Annotated in this window: 18 protein-coding genes and 2 pseudogenes; 3 read left to right on the top strand and 17 right to left on the bottom strand. The window is 69.9% G+C overall.

The window, feature by feature from the left end; all coding sequences use genetic code 11:
- Positions 1-9: 9 nt before the first annotated feature.
- Both ACIBEI_RS07170 and ACIBEI_RS07165 read right to left on the bottom strand, forming a co-directional pair.
- Positions 10-609: an isochorismatase family protein gene (locus ACIBEI_RS07170; protein ID WP_398885914.1), complete on the bottom strand. Its 600-nt coding sequence runs from the start codon at positions 607-609 to the stop codon at positions 10-12.
- Positions 610-789: 180 nt separating this feature from the next.
- Complete coding sequence (locus tag ACIBEI_RS07165; RefSeq protein WP_398885912.1) at positions 790-1,020, bottom strand: hypothetical protein; 231 nt, start codon at positions 1,018-1,020, stop codon at positions 790-792.
- A 191-nt stretch (positions 1,021-1,211) separates the two neighbouring features.
- Between ACIBEI_RS07165 and ACIBEI_RS07160 the strand changes: the two genes are divergently transcribed.
- A complete protein-coding gene (locus ACIBEI_RS07160) occupies positions 1,212-1,766 on the top strand; it encodes a hypothetical protein (protein ID WP_398885911.1) in 555 nt (184 codons plus the stop codon).
- A gap of 25 nt (positions 1,767-1,791) precedes the next feature.
- On the opposite strand, the gene ACIBEI_RS07155 is transcribed toward ACIBEI_RS07160, so the two are convergent.
- Complete coding sequence (locus ACIBEI_RS07155; RefSeq protein WP_398885909.1) at positions 1,792-3,123, bottom strand: cytochrome P450; 1,332 nt, start codon at positions 3,121-3,123, stop codon at positions 1,792-1,794.
- Positions 3,124-3,302: 179 nt separating this feature from the next.
- Between ACIBEI_RS07155 and ACIBEI_RS07150 the strand changes: the two genes are divergently transcribed.
- Entirely contained in the window at positions 3,303-3,770 is a 468-nt protein-coding gene (locus tag ACIBEI_RS07150) for an SRPBCC family protein (RefSeq protein WP_398885907.1), read from the top strand.
- A 132-nt stretch (positions 3,771-3,902) separates the two neighbouring features.
- Here the strand turns inward: ACIBEI_RS07150 and ACIBEI_RS07145 are convergent, their stop codons facing one another.
- The 4 genes from ACIBEI_RS07145 to ACIBEI_RS07130 all read right to left on the bottom strand — a co-directional run bounded on the left by ACIBEI_RS07145 (position 3,903) and on the right by ACIBEI_RS07130 (position 7,060).
- Entirely contained in the window at positions 3,903-4,373 is a 471-nt protein-coding gene (locus tag ACIBEI_RS07145; RefSeq protein WP_398885905.1) for a hypothetical protein, read from the bottom strand.
- Positions 4,374-4,532: 159 nt separating this feature from the next.
- The gene (locus tag ACIBEI_RS07140; protein WP_398885903.1) at positions 4,533-4,763 is read right to left on the bottom strand and encodes a hypothetical protein; all 231 of its coding nucleotides are present in this window, start codon (positions 4,761-4,763) and stop codon (positions 4,533-4,535) included.
- A 981-nt stretch (positions 4,764-5,744) separates the two neighbouring features.
- Positions 5,745-6,647: a TIGR03619 family F420-dependent LLM class oxidoreductase gene (locus ACIBEI_RS07135; RefSeq protein WP_398885901.1), complete on the bottom strand. Its 903-nt coding sequence runs from the start codon at positions 6,645-6,647 to the stop codon at positions 5,745-5,747.
- A 188-nt stretch (positions 6,648-6,835) separates the two neighbouring features.
- Positions 6,836-7,060 carry a hypothetical protein gene (locus tag ACIBEI_RS07130; protein ID WP_398885899.1) on the bottom strand — a complete coding sequence of 75 codons (225 nt, stop codon included), beginning with the start codon at positions 7,058-7,060 and terminating at the stop codon, positions 6,836-6,838.
- Between the two features lie 137 nt (positions 7,061-7,197).
- Here ACIBEI_RS07130 and ACIBEI_RS07125 point away from each other — a divergent pair, with 137 nt between their 5' ends.
- The gene (locus ACIBEI_RS07125; protein WP_398885897.1) at positions 7,198-7,395 is read left to right on the top strand and encodes a hypothetical protein; all 198 of its coding nucleotides are present in this window, start codon (positions 7,198-7,200) and stop codon (positions 7,393-7,395) included.
- Positions 7,396-7,702: 307 nt separating this feature from the next.
- Here the strand turns inward: ACIBEI_RS07125 and ACIBEI_RS07120 are convergent, their stop codons facing one another.
- From ACIBEI_RS07120 to ACIBEI_RS07075, 10 genes and pseudogenes are all read right to left on the bottom strand, one after another.
- Positions 7,703-7,909 carry a hypothetical protein gene (locus ACIBEI_RS07120; protein WP_398885895.1) on the bottom strand — a complete coding sequence of 69 codons (207 nt, stop codon included), beginning with the start codon at positions 7,907-7,909 and terminating at the stop codon, positions 7,703-7,705.
- Between the two features lie 30 nt (positions 7,910-7,939).
- Positions 7,940-8,617, bottom strand: a pseudogene (locus ACIBEI_RS07115) (carbohydrate ABC transporter permease); the annotation flags it as partial.
- 246 nt (positions 8,618-8,863) lie between these two features.
- The gene (locus tag ACIBEI_RS07110; protein ID WP_398885893.1) at positions 8,864-9,640 is read right to left on the bottom strand and encodes a FadR/GntR family transcriptional regulator; all 777 of its coding nucleotides are present in this window, start codon (positions 9,638-9,640) and stop codon (positions 8,864-8,866) included.
- On the bottom strand, positions 9,637-10,125 hold the full coding sequence (locus ACIBEI_RS07105) for a hypothetical protein (RefSeq protein ID WP_398885891.1): 489 nt from the start codon (positions 10,123-10,125) through the stop codon (positions 9,637-9,639). Before ACIBEI_RS07105 ends, ACIBEI_RS07110 begins: the two co-directional genes overlap by 4 nt.
- 42 nt (positions 10,126-10,167) lie before the next feature.
- Positions 10,168-10,899 carry a serine/threonine-protein kinase gene (locus ACIBEI_RS07100; protein WP_398885889.1) on the bottom strand — a complete coding sequence of 244 codons (732 nt, stop codon included), beginning with the start codon at positions 10,897-10,899 and terminating at the stop codon, positions 10,168-10,170.
- Between the two features lie 357 nt (positions 10,900-11,256).
- A complete protein-coding gene (locus ACIBEI_RS07095; protein WP_398885887.1) occupies positions 11,257-12,912 on the bottom strand; it encodes a serine/threonine-protein kinase in 1,656 nt (551 codons plus the stop codon).
- Between the two features lie 200 nt (positions 12,913-13,112).
- Positions 13,113-13,454, bottom strand: coding sequence for a VOC family protein (locus tag ACIBEI_RS07090; protein ID WP_398885885.1), 342 nt, complete (start codon positions 13,452-13,454; stop codon positions 13,113-13,115).
- 68 nt (positions 13,455-13,522) lie between these two features.
- Positions 13,523-13,858 (bottom strand): YnfA family protein, encoded by a 336-nt coding sequence (locus ACIBEI_RS07085; RefSeq protein ID WP_398885883.1) that lies wholly within the window; start codon positions 13,856-13,858, stop codon positions 13,523-13,525.
- Positions 13,859-14,025: 167 nt separating this feature from the next.
- A pseudogene (locus ACIBEI_RS07080) lies at positions 14,026-14,184 on the bottom strand (cation:proton antiporter); the annotation flags it as partial.
- 299 nt (positions 14,185-14,483) lie between these two features.
- Positions 14,484-16,040, bottom strand: a complete 1,557-nt coding sequence (locus ACIBEI_RS07075; protein WP_398885881.1) for a serine/threonine-protein kinase — start codon at positions 16,038-16,040, stop codon at positions 14,484-14,486.
- Between the last annotated feature and the right edge of the window lie 157 nt (positions 16,041-16,197).

Below are 16,197 nucleotides of genomic sequence, written 5' to 3'. Positions count from 1 at the left end.
ATTCGGTCATCATGCCCTACGTCCTGCCGCCGCCTCCAGCTCGTCGACGGTCGCGATGGTGGCGAAGCGTCCGGCCAGGGCGTACTCGGTGCGCCTGATGACCTCTTCGGCGGGGAGCGTGAGCGGGTCGGCCAGCAGCTCGGCGACGCTCTGGTCGGAGGGGGCGTCGCGGTGGGGGATGGGATTGGTCGCGGTCGCGTCGGTGACGAAGGTGACCTGGTAGCCGAAGTCGCCGGCGACGCGGGTGGTGGTCTCCACGCACTGCTCGGTGCGGATGCCGCAGACGATGAGTTCGCTGACACCGCGCTCGGTGAGCAGCTGCTGCAGGTTGGTGGTGGTGAAGGCGTTGTGCGAGGTCTTGTGGATCAGCGGTTCCCCGTCCGCCCGCTCCAGTTCCTCCATGAGCCGGACATGGCCGAGGGCCGGATCGAAGACACCCCCGCTGCCGGGGTCGGAGTGCAGCACCCATACGACCAGGTCCCCGGCCTGACGGGAGAGCCGGACCAGGCGGTTCACCTGGTCGGCGATCTTCAGATCAGAGGTGGTCTCCCACAGCGGACGGGCCCGGAAGGACTCCTGGACATCAATGACGATCAGTGCTCGGGTCATGCCCCAAGCCTGGGCCGCGAGGGAGGGCCGGGGCCAGGCCGCATCGGGTCCAGGAGCGGACCGATCCGGTCATCGGTGGAGCGAGGGGTTGTCCGAGGTCGTCTCCTTGTCCCCGCGGGTCCTTACCGCGGTCCCTGCGAGTCCCTACCGCGAGTCCCTACGGGTTCCTACCGCGAGTCCCTACGAGAGGGAGTCGCGATCCCGCAGAGCGCCGATGCCGCCGGCATCGTTGAAATGCTGCTGGGCATGAGCCTGGCGGCGCGCATCGCGCACGCCTCTCGTGGCCGCCGCTTCGATGCGCCGCGCTTCCGGACCGGAATCCATCCGGCGCCTCTGACGGCCCACCAGCACGATCGCGGCGGCCACCACGACGGACCCGACCGCCGTCGCAGTCAGCACCAGGTAGACCAACCACCCTCACCTCACCCCGCGCTCGCCTCGGACCGTTCACCACGATCGCGCCCCGGCACAGATCGCCCGGGGCCGCTCACGCCACCGTACTCAGCAGGTGAGTACAGACGAACGGGCGCTTCCGGCACGAATGCCTTGCGGAACTCTGCCGCCCTCCGGCAGCGGAGGCGGGCCGTGGCATGCTGCCGCCGATGGTCGGACGGGGGAAGGGGCGCGTGGTGGGGGAACTGGCGGAGCTCGAGGAATGGGTGGCGGTGATCGATGCGTGCATCGAGCCCATCGCGACGAGGCCGGTTGATCCGACCGACCCCGACTGGATGCGGAAGATGCAGGAGGGCCCGCGTCCGCTGGACGAGGCGGGGATTCGGGCGGAGGCCGAGGCGGCGCTGCGGGACGTCCTTTCTCGCTACGAGGAGGGCGACGAGGAGGTCAGGGCCGCCCTGCGCGCGCTCCTGGAGCGGTGTCACTCGTTCGGCTGGGCGACGACGCTGCCCTTCGAGCCCACGCCCCAAGGCTTCAGGCAGCGACTGGTGGAGATGTCGGTCGAGGATCAGGGCCGCGACACACGGGACATGATGGTCAGCCTGAACGGTCTGTGCGGGGAGGCCCGGGACGCCGGTGTCGACATCCGGCCGCTCCTGCTGGACGTGGCCGAACTCTCCAGTGAAGTGGACAAGTTCGGGATGGGTTCCACACGGGACATCCTGCTCCGGGCGGCCGGAAGGGAGCCCAGCGGGCTCTGGTGAGCGTGGGGCACGGGAACGGCCCGCTTCAGGTGACCGGCGGAGCCAAGGCCGCCGGAGTCGGGCCGTCCGGGCGGACGGTGATTCCGTGTACCGCCTTCGTGGGGGTGGAGGAGAAGACCGGCGTGTGGGCCGGTAGCAGGTGTTCGAGCAGGACGGTTGATTCGCGGAGTGCGAACTGCAGGCCGAGGCAGGCGCGGGGGCCGATGCCGAAGGGGAAGTAGGCGCCCGGGTGGGTGGGGCGGGCGCCCGGCGTGATGAAGCGCTGGGGGTCGAAGTCCTCCGGGTCCGGCCAGAGTTCGGGATCCCGGTGCGTGAGGTACGGGCAGACCAGGAGGTCGGTGCCCGCCTCGACGGCGTACCCGGCGAGCGTGTCGTCCTCGGTGGCGTGGCGGGGCAGGATCCAGGCCGACGGGTAGAGCCGGAGCGTTTCGTGGATCAGGGCCTGGATGGCCTGGCGGCGTTCCGGGGATCCCTCGCCGCCGGCGGCCAGCGCTTGTTCGCGGGCGCCGGGGTTCCGGTCGAGGAGCAGGTAGAGCCAGTTCAGGGTGGTGGCGGTGGTCTCGTGCCCGGCCGCCAGCAGCGTGACCAGCTCGTCGCGGATCAGCCGGTCGGTGTACTCGGGGTGCTCGGCGGCGGCGTCGAGCAGGACGTGCAGCAGGCCCGGGCCGTCGGGACCGGCCGCTCCGCCGCGGGCGGCCTCGATGGCGTGCCGCGCGACCGCGTCGATCCGGGCGAGATCGGCGGCAACGGCGTTCCGGGCGTCGCCGATATCGGCGGGCAGAGTCGGCAGGGCGGCCCCCACGCTTTCCATGGCGGCCAGTTCGCGCTCGGTCTCGTCATCGAGGGCGTGCCCGGTGAGGGAGCGCCAGATGGAGTCCAGGGCGAAGCGGCGCATCTCCTGGCCGACATCGAAGGACTGCCCGGTACGGGCGTACGCGTCCCAGCGTCCTGCGGTGGTCCGGGCGGCATCGGTGATCCGCTGTTCGTAGCGGCGCATCCCGGTACCGGTGAACTGGGACTGCAGCAGGCGGCGTTGCTGCTTCCATGCCGCACCGGTGGCGGCCAGGACACCGTCGCCGATCAGCACACGGGCGCGGTGGGAGCGCTTGACGTACCGCTCCGGATACCGGGCCAGTACGTGCTGGACCGCTTGCGGGTCGGTGACGAGAACGGTGGGGGTCGGACCGAGCCGGAACGCGGCGACGCCGCCGAAGCGCTCGCGCACCTGGGACAGCAGCTCGACCAGTTCGCCGCCGCCCGAATGCCACCGCTTCACGAGCTCAGGCTCGGCTTCGGGGAACGGCCGCCCGGTTCCGGGGGTGTACGAGGGGGAGCCGGGACCGGCTTCAGTGTCCATGTTTCCTCTCCTGGTCAACCGCCGGGCACGGCCATGACGGTGCGCCGGCGCCAAGGCGGACTGTACGGGAGCGGACACGTCGGGTGACAGCCACCCTGGCACGGCCCTCTTCCCCGCGGTGGCCCGGACACCGTCACTCTGCGCCGCGCGCGGAACCACCTTCGCCCTAGACTCGGGCCATGGACAGGACCGACCGCGCCAGCCGGATGATCGCGGCACCACCGGCGAATGTCTACGACGCCCTCATGGACCGGGAGTCGCTGGAAGCCTGGTTGCCGCCGGACGGCATGCGCGGGCGGGTCGAGTGGTGGGATCCCCGCCCGGGTGGCGGATTCCGGATGGTCCTCACCTACCTCGACCCCACCGACAGTCCCGGCAAGACGTCGGACGCGACGGATGTCGTCGACGTGGGGTTCGCCGAACTGGTGCCGGCGGAACGCGTGGTGCAGCGGGCGGTCTTCGAGGCCGACGACCCGTCGTTCGCGGGCACCATGACGATGACCTGGCAGCTCGCCGCCGCCGGTGACGGAACCGAGGTGACCGTCACCGCGACGGATGTGCCGCCCGGCATCGACCAGGCGGACCACGAAACGGGGATCGCCTCCTCGCTGGCCAACCTGGCGTCGTACCTCGAAGGGACCGACTGACCTGGAAGGGGCCGACTGACCTCGAAGGGGCCGACTGACTCAGGTCGGCTGCGACCCGCCCGGCCGCAGCGTCGAAGGCAGGCGATCGTCCCGCTTCCGGCCTGGCCTGACCTGACCTCGGCCCGCCCTGGGCTACTCGGACGGGCGCAGATTGTTCTGGAGGTCGCCCGCGTCCGTGATGATCGAGGTGTAGAGCCCGGAGCAGGTCGTGAACTTCTGGGTCGTGGCAGCGTCGACCGTCGTCTCGGGCACGGTGGCGCACAGCTGGGTGAAGTACTGGTCGTAGGACTCGTCGATGGCGGTGGTGCCGTCAAGTGTCGCCTGGTAGCGCTCCTTGTCGGGGCGTGCCTCCACCTCCTTGTGCAACTGCTCGGTGACCACGTGCACGGCCGCCGCATGGGTCTCGCAGGCACTGCCCACGCCCGCCCGGCAGCCGTCGGGCTTCGCGCTCACCGCCTCGCTGATCCTGTCGTGCCACTTCGCCTCCAACTCCAGGGACTCACCGCCCTGTTCGTCGGTGGAACCTCCGCAGCCCGCCGCCGCGGCCATGACCCCGCAGATCAGCAGCGGTACCAGCGACCGAAGCCCCGTACCAGCTCGCATCGCGCCCCCCTGTCGTCGTGTCCTGCCCGCCCGGGCCGGGCGGAGGGCCGAGAGCGTAGCGCACTGTGCCGAACCGAACGATCGCCCCGGCGGCGACACCGGCCGCGACAGGGGGATCGACCCGGACACCATGATCAGCGTGCCCGGATCGATGTGCCCTCAGCAGATGTCGAGACGATTGAAGTCGTACGTCGCGTGGTCCGGGAAGTTGTAGATGTTGCCGTCCGCGGGGGCGTAGTACGAGTACTGGGGACCCCAGAAATGGACCTGGGCGCCGCCAGTCTGGTTGTTGCGGACAGAGAGCGCGTCGACGAAGTTCGAGAGCGACCGCGTATCGCACTTGAAGAGGTGGAAGATGCTGTGCTTGCCGTCGCCCTGACCGATCGCCACGCAGGCGATTCCAGATGCCAAGGAGCACGTGATCAGCTCACTGTTCCGCTGGGCACCCGACACATCCCGCTTTACCCACTCGCCTGAGAACAGCGGGTAGATCTCCGGTGTCCATGCGGCCGTTCCGGTCGCAACGTTCGGTGCTGCCTGTGCTGGTGCCTGTGCAGCCAGCGGAACAAGGACCGCGGCGATCATCGTCACGACCATCGCAGCCGACCGTCGTCTGATTCTTCCCAACCTCATTTGATCTCCTCCGTAGTCGCAACCGATGCAGCCATTCCAACGGCGAGATGTAGTCACCACGGCTGCTGCTATTACCCGACCGGAGCGCTCACATCTCTGCTCCAGATGCCGGAGCGGCCAAGAGCTCCCCCGAGTCAGCGCCTCGAACCGTAGACCACGCCAGGGACGCCGCGACCCTGACAGATGTCAGGGTGTGGCATTCGGGGCCGGCCGACGTCACGGCCTGGCGAGCAGGCCCGTGACTAGGCCGTACGGTGGCCGGCCGGGCACCGGGAAGCCGTCCAGCTGTGCCGCTCGATCGTGCCGTAGAGGATGCCGGTGTCCTCCGAACAGCAGGTGCAGCGACTCCGTGACGGAGTACAGGTCATGTCCCCGTTCGGCATGGACCCGCCGTGCGGCCCCAACGGGGCCACTTGCAGGGCGCGGTCTCCGCGACGAACTGGATCCGGTGATCCGCCCGCATCTCCGCCCGCATCTCGGCGACGATCTCGTCGTACCGCTCCCGCGTCACACTCTCGCTCGCCCTCGCCACGTTGCACGGCCGCCAGGTGCCGCTTCAGCCGGCGGTCAACCCACCACTGCCTGGAGCAGCATGCTGCCGAGCAGTACAAGGCGTCGGACCGTGCCCCTGACCGCAACCGCTCGCCGCAGCCCAGGCGCCGACACCCAGCGCCCTTGGGCACCCAACCAAGCCACGGCGCCCAAGCTGCTCGGAATCCGGGATCGGAAAACAGGCACTCAGCCCTTTTCGACCAGGGCGATCAGTTCGGTGGCGACGGTCAGGGACTCGTCGACGCTGTGGACGGCGTACATGGAGTCGACCATGAAGTGGTCGATGCCGGTTCGCTCGTGGACAGCCTTGATGGTGTCGGCGACCTGCTGGGCCGAGGTGCCCGCATCGATGTTGACCCGCAGGACGGCATCGATCGCGGACGGGTTCCGGCCGGCCTCCCGGGCCCACAGGTCGATGGCCGCCCGCTGGTTCACCAGCCCGTCGACGTCCACGTAACTCGGCACCACGACCAGCGGCAGCCAGCCGTCACCGCGCTCGGCGACCCGGCGCAGGGCGCGCTCGGACATGGCGCCGAGGTAGAAGGGCGGACGCGGGCGCCGGGAGGGCTTGAGGGGGGAATGGTGCAGGGGCACCGAGATCAGCTCACCGCTGTACTGGGCCGGGTCGGTGGTCCAGATGGCATCGAGGGCGTCGAGCAGTTCGTTCATCCGGGCGCCGCGCCGGGTGAAGTCCGAGCCGGCCGCCTCGTACTCCTCGGGCGACCAGCCGATTCCGAAACCGGGCAGCAGACGCCCGTCGCTGATCACGTCGATGCTGGTGAGCGACCTGGCCAGCTGGACGGGCGGGTACAACGGGGCGATGAGTACATGCGTTCCGAGCAGTACGCGTTCGGTGGCGCTCGCGGCGATGGCGAGGAGTACGAACGGGTCGGCGGCCGTGTTGAGTTCGGCCGGAATCGAGTCGCCCTGCCCGCCGTAGCCGACCTTGGGGTTGACGGCGGCCAGGTTGCGGTCGCCCACCCAGAGGCTGGCGGCCCCCGCGTTCTCCGCCTCGCGCGCGAACTCCGCGGTCCGGGCTATGCCCAGGGCCTGCTTGTGAAACTGCGGGAGCGCAAAACCGATCTTCATGGTTGTTCCTTGCTGAGTAGTCGTGGCAACCATCGGCCGTCCCCTCGGGCGACCAGCGCATACCGGTTCCCTGCAAGGGAGTTGGCACGGCGGGACGGTCGTCCACGGCCGTCATGCGCACCGAGAATACAGAAGTTGATTGCGCAACTACTTCGATTTGAGTGCTGTTGGCGTGTCTCGCCCTCGTGTCAGTCACCTCCCGCGAAGCCGCCGTGGTCCACGTCAACGTCCGCCTTGTCATTGGTGAGTTCGACGGGATCCCCACGCCCCATGCGGTCGATGGAGTCGTCCAGGGAGCAGGCGGCCGCCAGGAGGGACAGGGCGGCCCAGGGCGTCATCCACAGAAGCGTCCACGATCCGGGGTCCTGGTCGGGCAGGCCCGGGAACCCGTTGCGCAGGAGCATCGCGTTCATGGACATCCCGAACGACACCACCAAGGCGGCGAGCAGCGCGGGGACGCGGTAGGCGCCGAAGCACCGGCGCAGGGGGGGGCACGGCGTGATTCCAGGACCGCGCGGAACGGTGCGAAGCGCGGCTCGGTGAGGAGTTCATGGACGGTGACGCCCTCGTCGCGGCGCAGGCCGGCCATGAGGGACGCGAGGGCTGGATCCTGGGGAGCGCTGTGCTGCCCCGGCGTCAGGCTGATCCGACCGTCCCCGTCGGCCTGGGCTCGGCCGGTCAGTACGAGCAGCCGTACGGCCACCTCGGCAGCGTATCTCTCCTCCTGGGCCGACGCGCCCTTCAATGAGGCGCCGAGCCACCACCCCGCCTGGATCGGGTCCACGTCCGAGTTCCGAGCGTCCCGCACGAACTGCCGCTCCGCACGCGTACGCCTCCACCAGGCCACGCCCAGGGTCGAGTTGAATCCGGCGAACCCCAGCAGCCAGCCAGGCGATGATCCATCCCAACTCGCCGCTCACGGCATGTGCCCCGCTTCCTGAGTCCTGACGTGGCGTCAGAAAATGCCCCAGCGGCCGCCCAACGCCACCTCCGACAACTCTGGTTGGCTCATGGGCAGGACACTCTCCTCGGACGGCCGCCAACAGGACGGCTGATCAGCGCACTTGTCGCAGGGTGACGGGGGTGCCGCGGTCGGTCAGCTCGTGTCCGAGGCGATCGGCGAGGAGGGACCAGTCGACGGACGGGGGCCCCTCGATGGCCAACACAGCTGGGCCGTCGGGGAGTTGGGAGACCACTGCCTGCCAGCCTGTGTGGAGGACAGCCTGCGGGGCGGGGGCGTAGCGCGGATCGAGCCGGTACACACGGTCTCCTCTACAGACAGGGGGCGGCGCTCATTCCTTGCTCGATCCGGCGAGCATCCCGGACACCAGGGTGCGCTGCGAGAAGACGAAGAGCACCAGCACAGGCAGGATGGCGATGATGATGGCCAGGGCGAGTTCGGGGATGGTGACGTTCAGTCCGGCGCCGGCGACGGGGTTGAAGGACGGCGTCGAGGTGAGGAGTTGGTTCAGGCCCACCTGGACGGGGAACTGCTCGCTGTTCGGCAGGACGAGATAGGGCAGGAAGAAGTTGTTCCAGTTCCCCACGAAGCTGAAGAACGCGACCAGTCCGACCACCGGCTTGGCGAGCGGGAGCGCGATGCGGGAGAAGAGCTGCCACTCGGTGCAGCCGTCGATGCGTGCGGCGGACAACAGGTCCCTGGGGAGGCTGCTCCCGAAGTAGATGTAGACCAGGTACACGCCGAACGGATAGAAGGAGAAGGGGAGTATCACCGACCAGATGGTGCCGATCAGATGGAAGCGGTTGAGCTCCAGGAAGATCGGCAGCACCAGGGTGGCCTGCGGCATGATCATGGCGACCAGGGTGATCACGAGAAGTGTCTTGCGTCCCCGGAACTTCGTCAGCGCGAGCGCGTAGCCGACCGGAACGCTCACGGCCAGCGTGAGGACGAGCGAACCGCCCGAGTAGACGGCCGAGTTGCGCAACCACGTCGTCATGGCGCCGTCCTGGCCGCCCGGGCCGGCACGGCATTCAGCAGGGCGGCCGCTACGGCCACCGAGAAGGCGGCCGTGAGACTTCTTCGCAGCGGCGCGAAGACACGCCGGAGCGCAGACGGATGAGACACACCTATCCAATCGCCTGAGGGAGGTTGATACCTGGGAGTCCCGGTCGTCCACCGGGACTGTCAGGGCGTTGGGCGGCCCGGTCGCTGTGCTGCGGCACATGCGGGATCGGCCGGTTTACGAGCCTGCTGCTTACGCGGACGGCGGCGGAGCCCCGGCGCTGCCGCTCCCCGAAGGTCCCGAAGGCCCCGGAGGTCCCTCGGCGGCCGCATGGGCGCCGGGACTGAACAGCCGGTCGCGAATCTTGCTCTCGAACTGGCTCTGCGTGGTGGCGATGTGTTCCACCATCAGACGCTCGGCGAGATCGGCCGACCCCGCGGCGACCGCCTCCGCTATGGCCATATGCTGGTGTGCGGCGACTTCCAGCGATCCGGGCACGTCACCGTGGAAGAGCAGCACGTCGGACTGGGATGCCAGGCGCCGCACGCCGGCGACGCTCGCCCTCAGGAACACGTTGTGCGAGGCGGCGCCCACCGAGTCGTGGAACGCCGCGTCGGCCTTGGCAAAGGTGTCCACGTCGTTCATCGTGGCCGCTGTCAGGGAGCTCTCAGCGCTCTCCCGGATGGCCCGGACCTCGATCGGGGTGGCGTGGAGGCGGCACGGCGTGCTGTCTCCGACTCGATCACCTTCGTTCGAGCGCCGTGCCCACAACGTGTCGTACGTGTCGAACGTGACCAGGCATGCCGTGCGACGAGTGACTGCGAGCAGCGTCTTGCCGCCGTCGGGGGAGCCGAAGCTGTAGGGCCGGTACGGATTCGATTCCAGGGCGTCGGTGCGCCACCGCTCCGTGCCGCCCGCCGCGTCGACCGCCACGATCGCGGGGGAGGTGATGTCCGCTCGGCGGTAGGTGACGTACACCGTGTCGCCGTAGGGCAGGACGGCGGACGCGTCCTCGAACTCCCAGGTCACGCGCCGGTGTGCGGGTCGAGCCGGCGGGCGGTGCCGTCGAAGCGTACGTAGAGGGCGTCGGCCGTGCGGGTCAGCGTGCCGCCGTATTCGAGGGCGCCGACCTCGCGGGTCCACAGCGGGGTGCCGGAGCGCCAGGACGGGGTGACCGGCTGTCGCCGTGTGCCGGGCCTGTTCCCCAGAGGGCGATCGCCGCCGTCGCCCCAGCGGCGGTCGTGACGGCGGCGCCCGCCCACGCGAACACGCGTCTGCGCGACGGACCCGCGGGAGCTAGCAGGGGCGGCGGCGGGTCGATGCGGGTGGTGACCTCCCCGTCGGCCTCGGCCGACACGGCGATCCGGCGCGACGGCCTCCTCGTGGTCCTCGATCAGCGCGGTCACCTCCGGCCGCTCCCACCACGGCCGTTCGGCCGCGCGGGCGGCGCACCAGTCCAGGACCTCGGCCGCGGTGGGGCGCCCGTCCGGTTCCTTCGACAGGCAGCGGGTCAAGAAGGCGGTCCACTCCCCGTCCGGTACGCCGACGAGGTCCGGCTACTCGTGCAGCGTCCGGTACACGATCCGCGGGGACGTACCCCCGCCGTGCGGATTGCGGCCCGTCGCCGCCAGCGCGAGCAGCGCCCCGAGCGCGAACACGTCACAGGAGGCGGCAGGTTCGGTGGCGTACGTGATCTGCTCCGGAGCCATGAAGCCGACGCAGCCGAGCATGTCCCCGCTCCCTGTCAGGGCCTCGTCCGAGGGGCCCGAGGCAGGTCCGTCAGCGAGTGCCATCGCGATACCGAAGTCGATGACGCGCGGGCCCTGGCAGGTGACCAGGATGTTCGCCGGCTTCAGGTCGCGGTGCACGAGGCCCGCCGTGTGGATCGCGGTGAAAGCCTCGGCGAGAGCGGCACCGAGCGAGGCGAGGTCGCCGGCTGCCAGTGGCCTGTACCCGGCCACGGCCTCCGACAGGGTGGGGCCCGCGCAGTACTCGACGGCCAGCCACGGCAGCGGGGCCTGTGGCTCCGCGTCGAGCACGGCCGCCGTGAACGGGCCGGTCATGGAGCGCGCCGCCCGCACCTCACGCCGCAGCCGCTCCCGGAACAGCGGCTCGGCGGCGAGGTGCGCATGCATCACCTTGACCACGACAAGCCGCCCCGACCCCGAACGGGCCAGATACGCCCGGCCCATGCCACCCGCCCCGAGCAGCGCGAGCGTCCGGTACTCCCCGAACTCGAACCGGCCCATCGGCCCCCTGCCTGTACGCCCCGTGCGCCGATGATCCATGCGACGCCTGTACGGTTCCAGAGGTTCCCGGGAACCCGAGACGCTCGTCGGACGGCCCCGGCGGCGGTGCGCCGCGTAGGCGCAGAGGCGGGCGACAGGGGGAGACCTGTGCGGACTCGGCCATCGCGAAGCGGGGCACCGATACGGCTGCGACGCCGCGTGCGACCCCAGCGGATGGTCTTCGGCGGCCCTTGCCGCGTCGCCCGAGCCGACGTCCAGTGGGTTGTTCGCCGGGATGGTGCGTCAGCGGACCGAGTAGTACGAGGCTGATGGCTTCGTGGGCGGCCGCCCGGTGGGGGCCGCCACGGTGGACTGTGCGGAGTCCACCGAGTCAACTCCTCGACGCGGCGGCGCCGTTCACTGCGCGGGGCGGAACGATGTCAAAAAGGTGTCGAGGGCCTGCTGGTTGGCGGGGGAGTTCCAGTCGTCGGCCGGGGTCGTCCACCTGATGGAATAGCCGAGGTCGGTGTCGACGAGAAGGGCGCGGGCGAGCGTGCGCGTGCGGTCGGGGTCGCCGTCGGCGAACCATTCGAGGTCGGCTGCCCGGCCGTCGGAATCGTCCACGCGCCGGATGTCGCCGATGCGGTCGAAGCCGGGGTTGAGGCGCCGCAACTGGGGCTCGGCGTCGCGCCAGACGGTGACGGGGTCGGAGGAGAGGACCCTGCCGAAGGTGATCCTCAGCGCGCGGGGGTCGCCCGTGGCACCGAACGTGACACTGAAGGCGTTGTCCGGGCGCCCGGAGTCCTTGATGCGCCGCCAGTCCGAGGGCAGTTGGACCGAGAACCCTTCCGGCGCGTCGTAGCGCTTGGTGGCGGGCGGTGCCGTCTTCCCGGCGGAAGCCGTGGGGGAGGGGGCGGCGGGCGCGCCCGGATCCGATGGGCTTGCCGAGGCGTCCCCGGTCGGGTCCGCGGAGGGTGCGGCAGGAGTGGTGGCCGCGGGAGGCGGCGTTGCGGCGGAACCGGATGCGGTGGGTACGGGGCCGGAGGCATCGGGTGCGTCCGAGGCCGGTCTGCTGTTCATGGCGAGCACGACCGGGATGGCCACGACGGCCAGCGCGGAACCGACGATGGCGAGGACGATGGGCCGCTTCCTGTGCCAGGTCCGATCCGTTCCCGGCGCGTTCCCGTAGGCTCCGCGCAGCCTGAACATGTGCGACTGTCGGGCCGAGTCCTCGCTGACCATACGGCTCAGCGCCTGGCGCAGTACCGGTTCGGTGAGCCGTTCGTTCGGGTTCTCGCGGAGCAGCCCGTGAATGGTCTGGCGCAGTCGGCCGGTGTGGACGTCGTCCCCCGAGGATCTTTCCCCCTCTCCCTGGGCCCCCTCTCCCACATACACCTGCGCGAAGGTCGAACTGCCCTCACCGCGCGCCTGGTTCGGGGCCGGCGGCCGACCCTCGGTCATGGTGTGCAGCAGCGCCCCCAGAGCCCACAGATCCGTCGAGGGATCGATCGCCTCACCACGGATCTGCTCCGGAGAGGCGTACGAGGGTGTGGTCGCCCTTAAGGACCGGGTCGCTCCGGTCAGTCCGAACCCCGTGACCACGACCCCGCCGTCCGCCTTGACGAAGACCTGGTCGGGACCGAGGTCGCCGTGTGTGACGCCCAGGCGGTGCGCGGCCGCGAGCACATCGAGGATCTGCAGGCCGATGCGGACCGCCCGGGGCTGGTTGAACGGCCCACGCCGGTCGAGGAGTTCGCTCAGGGACCGGCCTTCGATCGGTTCCATGACGGTCCACAGGCGGCCGTCCTGCTCGGTGACGTCGAGGACGGTCGCCACCTGGCCGGGGGCGGCGGCCTCCAGGTCAGCGGTCTCCCGCAGTACCCGGGCCGTGGTCTGCCGGGGCGTCTCCTCGCGGAGGACCGCGGGCAGCCGTGCCTCCGCCAGGAACACCAATCGGCCGGATGCCATGTCCTGGCCGTGCCAGCCGACCCGGAATTCCTCTCGGTGCACGATCTGGAGCGGTCGATACCTCCCGGCGATCAACTCATTTGTGGAGGTCTGCGCTTCTGCCATGCTGATCCTTCACTGCGCCCGTGGTTTGCACCTTGGCCATGAGTACGCAGGCGATGCCGGTGAGTGTTCAATCAGGTGTGATTGCGCTTTCTGGCGGTGCGGCGCGTCGATGCTCCGAGGCCGGGCCGCTCTTGGCCAACAGGCCTCAGGCGAAAAGGATTTGGCGTAGGACGCGGCTCAGGTGAACGCGCGGTTCGTCGTCAGTGTGTGGCGCCGCCGAATCCGAACTCGTTGCCGTCCGGGTCGTGATAGGTGATCTTGCGCATGCCTTCCGCGTAGGTCTCGCGGGTCGTGGGCTCCAGACCTCGATCGGCGATCTGCGCGACACGGGTGTCGAGGTCATCGACGAGGACGGTGTGCACGGCGTTTCCGGCCCGGCCGGGCCGCTGCACGATGTACACGTACCGATGTTCCGCCAGTTCCCATACGGCCTCCGTGCCGTGCGGGAGGAACGTCGGCGGGGCGCCCAGGAGTCGCTCGTACCAGGGCAGCGCCGCTGTGTAGTCGTTGACCGGGATGCCTGCGAAGAGGTCGATGGGCATGCCGTCATCGTAGGTGCGGTGGTGCGGTGCCTTCGTTGTCCGCGTTACCGCCGAGGCAGCGACCGCGGTCAGTGACTGCGGGGCGCGTACATGATCACGGCCATCCCGGCGAGGCACACCAACGCTCCGACGACGTCGTACCGGTCGGGCCGGTAGCCGTCGGCGACCATGCCCCAGGCGATCGACCCGGCGACGAAGATCCCGCCGTACGCGGCGAGGATGCGTCCGAAGTTGTCGTCGGACTGGAAAGTGGCCACCACGCCGTAGAGACCGAGGGCGACGACACCGGTGCCGATCCAGATCCAGCCCTTGTGTTCGCGGATGCCCTGCCAGACCAGCCAGGCCCCTCCGATCTCGAACAGGGCGGCCACGACGAACAGGGCAACGGAACGAGCAACGGTCATGATCGGTGAGCCTACCGACTCCCCGCACGCCGCAAACCACCGCAACCCCCACCCATCCCTGAGGGCGCGGAACTGTGCGATCGGCCACGCACGACCTGCACGTCGCAATCCACCGCACTCCCCAGACACCTAGGGGCGCGGGGGAACTGCGCGATCAGCCCCCACCGGTCGGCGACCTCGCCGGACAGCGCGATGCCCACCAGGAACGCGCCGACGGTGGCGGAGAGCTGCAGCTGCTGGGCGACGCCCGCGACCAGCAGGGTCAGGCCGAGGACGACGAGCAGGAGTTTTTCGGGGTCGTCGCTGGAGACGAAGCGGGAGATGTGCCCGGGTGGAACGGATCTGCCGCCGACCGCGACCTCGTCGAAGTCTGCCGCGCCGCCCTGCGCGACGAACCCCTCATCCACCCCGACGCCGAGACCACCCTCAACCGCACCTGCCTCGACCGCGCCCGCACCGGCGAACAACAGCCCGCCCGCCCATCACCGAACGCGACTACGCCATCCGAGTCGGCCTCATCGAGCCCTGACGGCGGGTCGGGCGGTGGGGGAGAGCCCGCCGGTGATGAGTTGGAGTGACTGGTTCAAGGACGCGACGACTGCGACCAGTGCCCGGTTGTGGCTCATCAAGGTTGGTGCGTGACGCTGATCTGTACCGTCACGGCGCCTCTGTTGTCCTGGACGCATCTGTCGGCCTCGTCGTTGATGGCCAGTTGCAGGGTGCCGTTGACGGTTGCGTTGAAGGTCAGCTTCCGCCCGACGGAGCGTATGGGAAGGTCCGGCTCGCCGGCGAGACGTGCCAGGAGGGCGCCGAACGGTGCCGCGGGCTTGATCTTGCAGTCCTTCGCGCCGTTCAAGGACTGGTCGATGACGGCGTTGTAACCGACCGGGCCGGTCATGGGGATGTTGACGTAGTCGACGGTCCATTGGCCCGAGACGAAGCGCACGGCGACCTTGTCTCCTTGCTGGACGGACACACCGGTCACCTTCTGCCAGCCGGTCGTGGCCTTCACGGCCTGACGGGTGGTCGTCGTGACGGGGTCCTTCTTCGGCGGCAGTACTCCGGTGAGGAACAGACCACCGCCAACACCCGCCACCAGCACGGCAGTTCCGACCAGCGCCCACAACAGCCGCTTCGCGCCCCGGGAACGGGACGAGGGCTCGGGTGAGGGCCTGAGCGAGGTGGTGTGCACGGCCGTCTGCCCGTTCGGCCCGGCCGGGACCGGCTGTTGGCGGCCGCTGGTCATGGTGTCCGCGTCGGCCAGCAGGGGCGCGGGCCAGGACGCGTGGACGGTCGGTGACGGCAGCGGCGGACCGGCGTCCGTGTGTCCCGCCGCGACACGGTGCAGCGCGTCGCGCGTACTGGCCGCAGTGGGGCGTTCGTCGGGGGACTTGCGCAGGAGTGCCTCGATGACCGGGCGCAGTGGACCGAGCCGCTCGCTCAGGGCGGGTTCCTGGTAGGCCACCGCGTGCAGCGTCGCGGGGCGTGCCGGCCTGCGGAACGGGGACAGCCCGCCGCACACCGTGGCCAGCGTCGCGCCCAGGGACCACAGGTCGGAGGCCGGGCCGACCTCCACCCCCATCACCCGCTCCGGCGCCATGAACTCCAGGGAGCCGACCAGTTCGCCGGTGGTCGTCAGGAACTCGCCGTCGTCCAGGACCGCGATGCCGAAGTCCGTGAGGACGGCGCTGCCGTCGCGGCGGAGCAGGACGTTGGCCGGTTTGACGTCCCGGTGCAGGGTGCCTGCCGCGTGCACCGCCTCCAGAGCGTCGAGCAGTTGCAGTCCGAGGGAGGCGGTGTGCTGCGGGGTGAGCGGTCCGGTCTCGGCGATGTGGTGGGCCAGCGAGGGCCCCTGGACGAGTTCCATGACGATCCACAGCCGGTCCTCGGACTCGACCAGGTCATGGACACCCACCACATGCGGGTGCGGCACTCGCGCGACCGCGCGCGCCTCACGGACCGCGCGGCGCACCCGTATGCGGTGCTCCTCGTCGCCGTGGGTGAGGATGTGGAGTTCCTTGACGGCGACCGGGCGGTCCAGCAACTGGTCATGAGCCCGCCAGACCGTGCCCATACCGCCCCTGCCGAGGACGTCCTGGAGCAGATACCGGCCGGCGATCAGCCGCCCCGAGCCGCGTTCCGAACGTGTCCCCGCCTGTTGATCGCCATCTCCGGATATCACGCGCTCTCTCACGTTTCCTTTCCGGCGGCCTGGACGCCCACCGGTCGTCGTTTGTTCGAACCGGACCGAGCGTAGCGGCCGGAGGCCGGTCCGGTGCATGGCGCCAGTCCACGTCGTACGTTCTGCTGCCGGGAACAGCAACGGCAGTGGCCCCTCG

This window comes from Streptomyces sp. NPDC050988 (assembly GCF_044456225.1).
Classification (GTDB): domain Bacteria; phylum Actinomycetota; class Actinomycetes; order Streptomycetales; family Streptomycetaceae; genus Streptomyces.
This window is presented reverse-complemented; position numbering and strand designations above follow the sequence as displayed.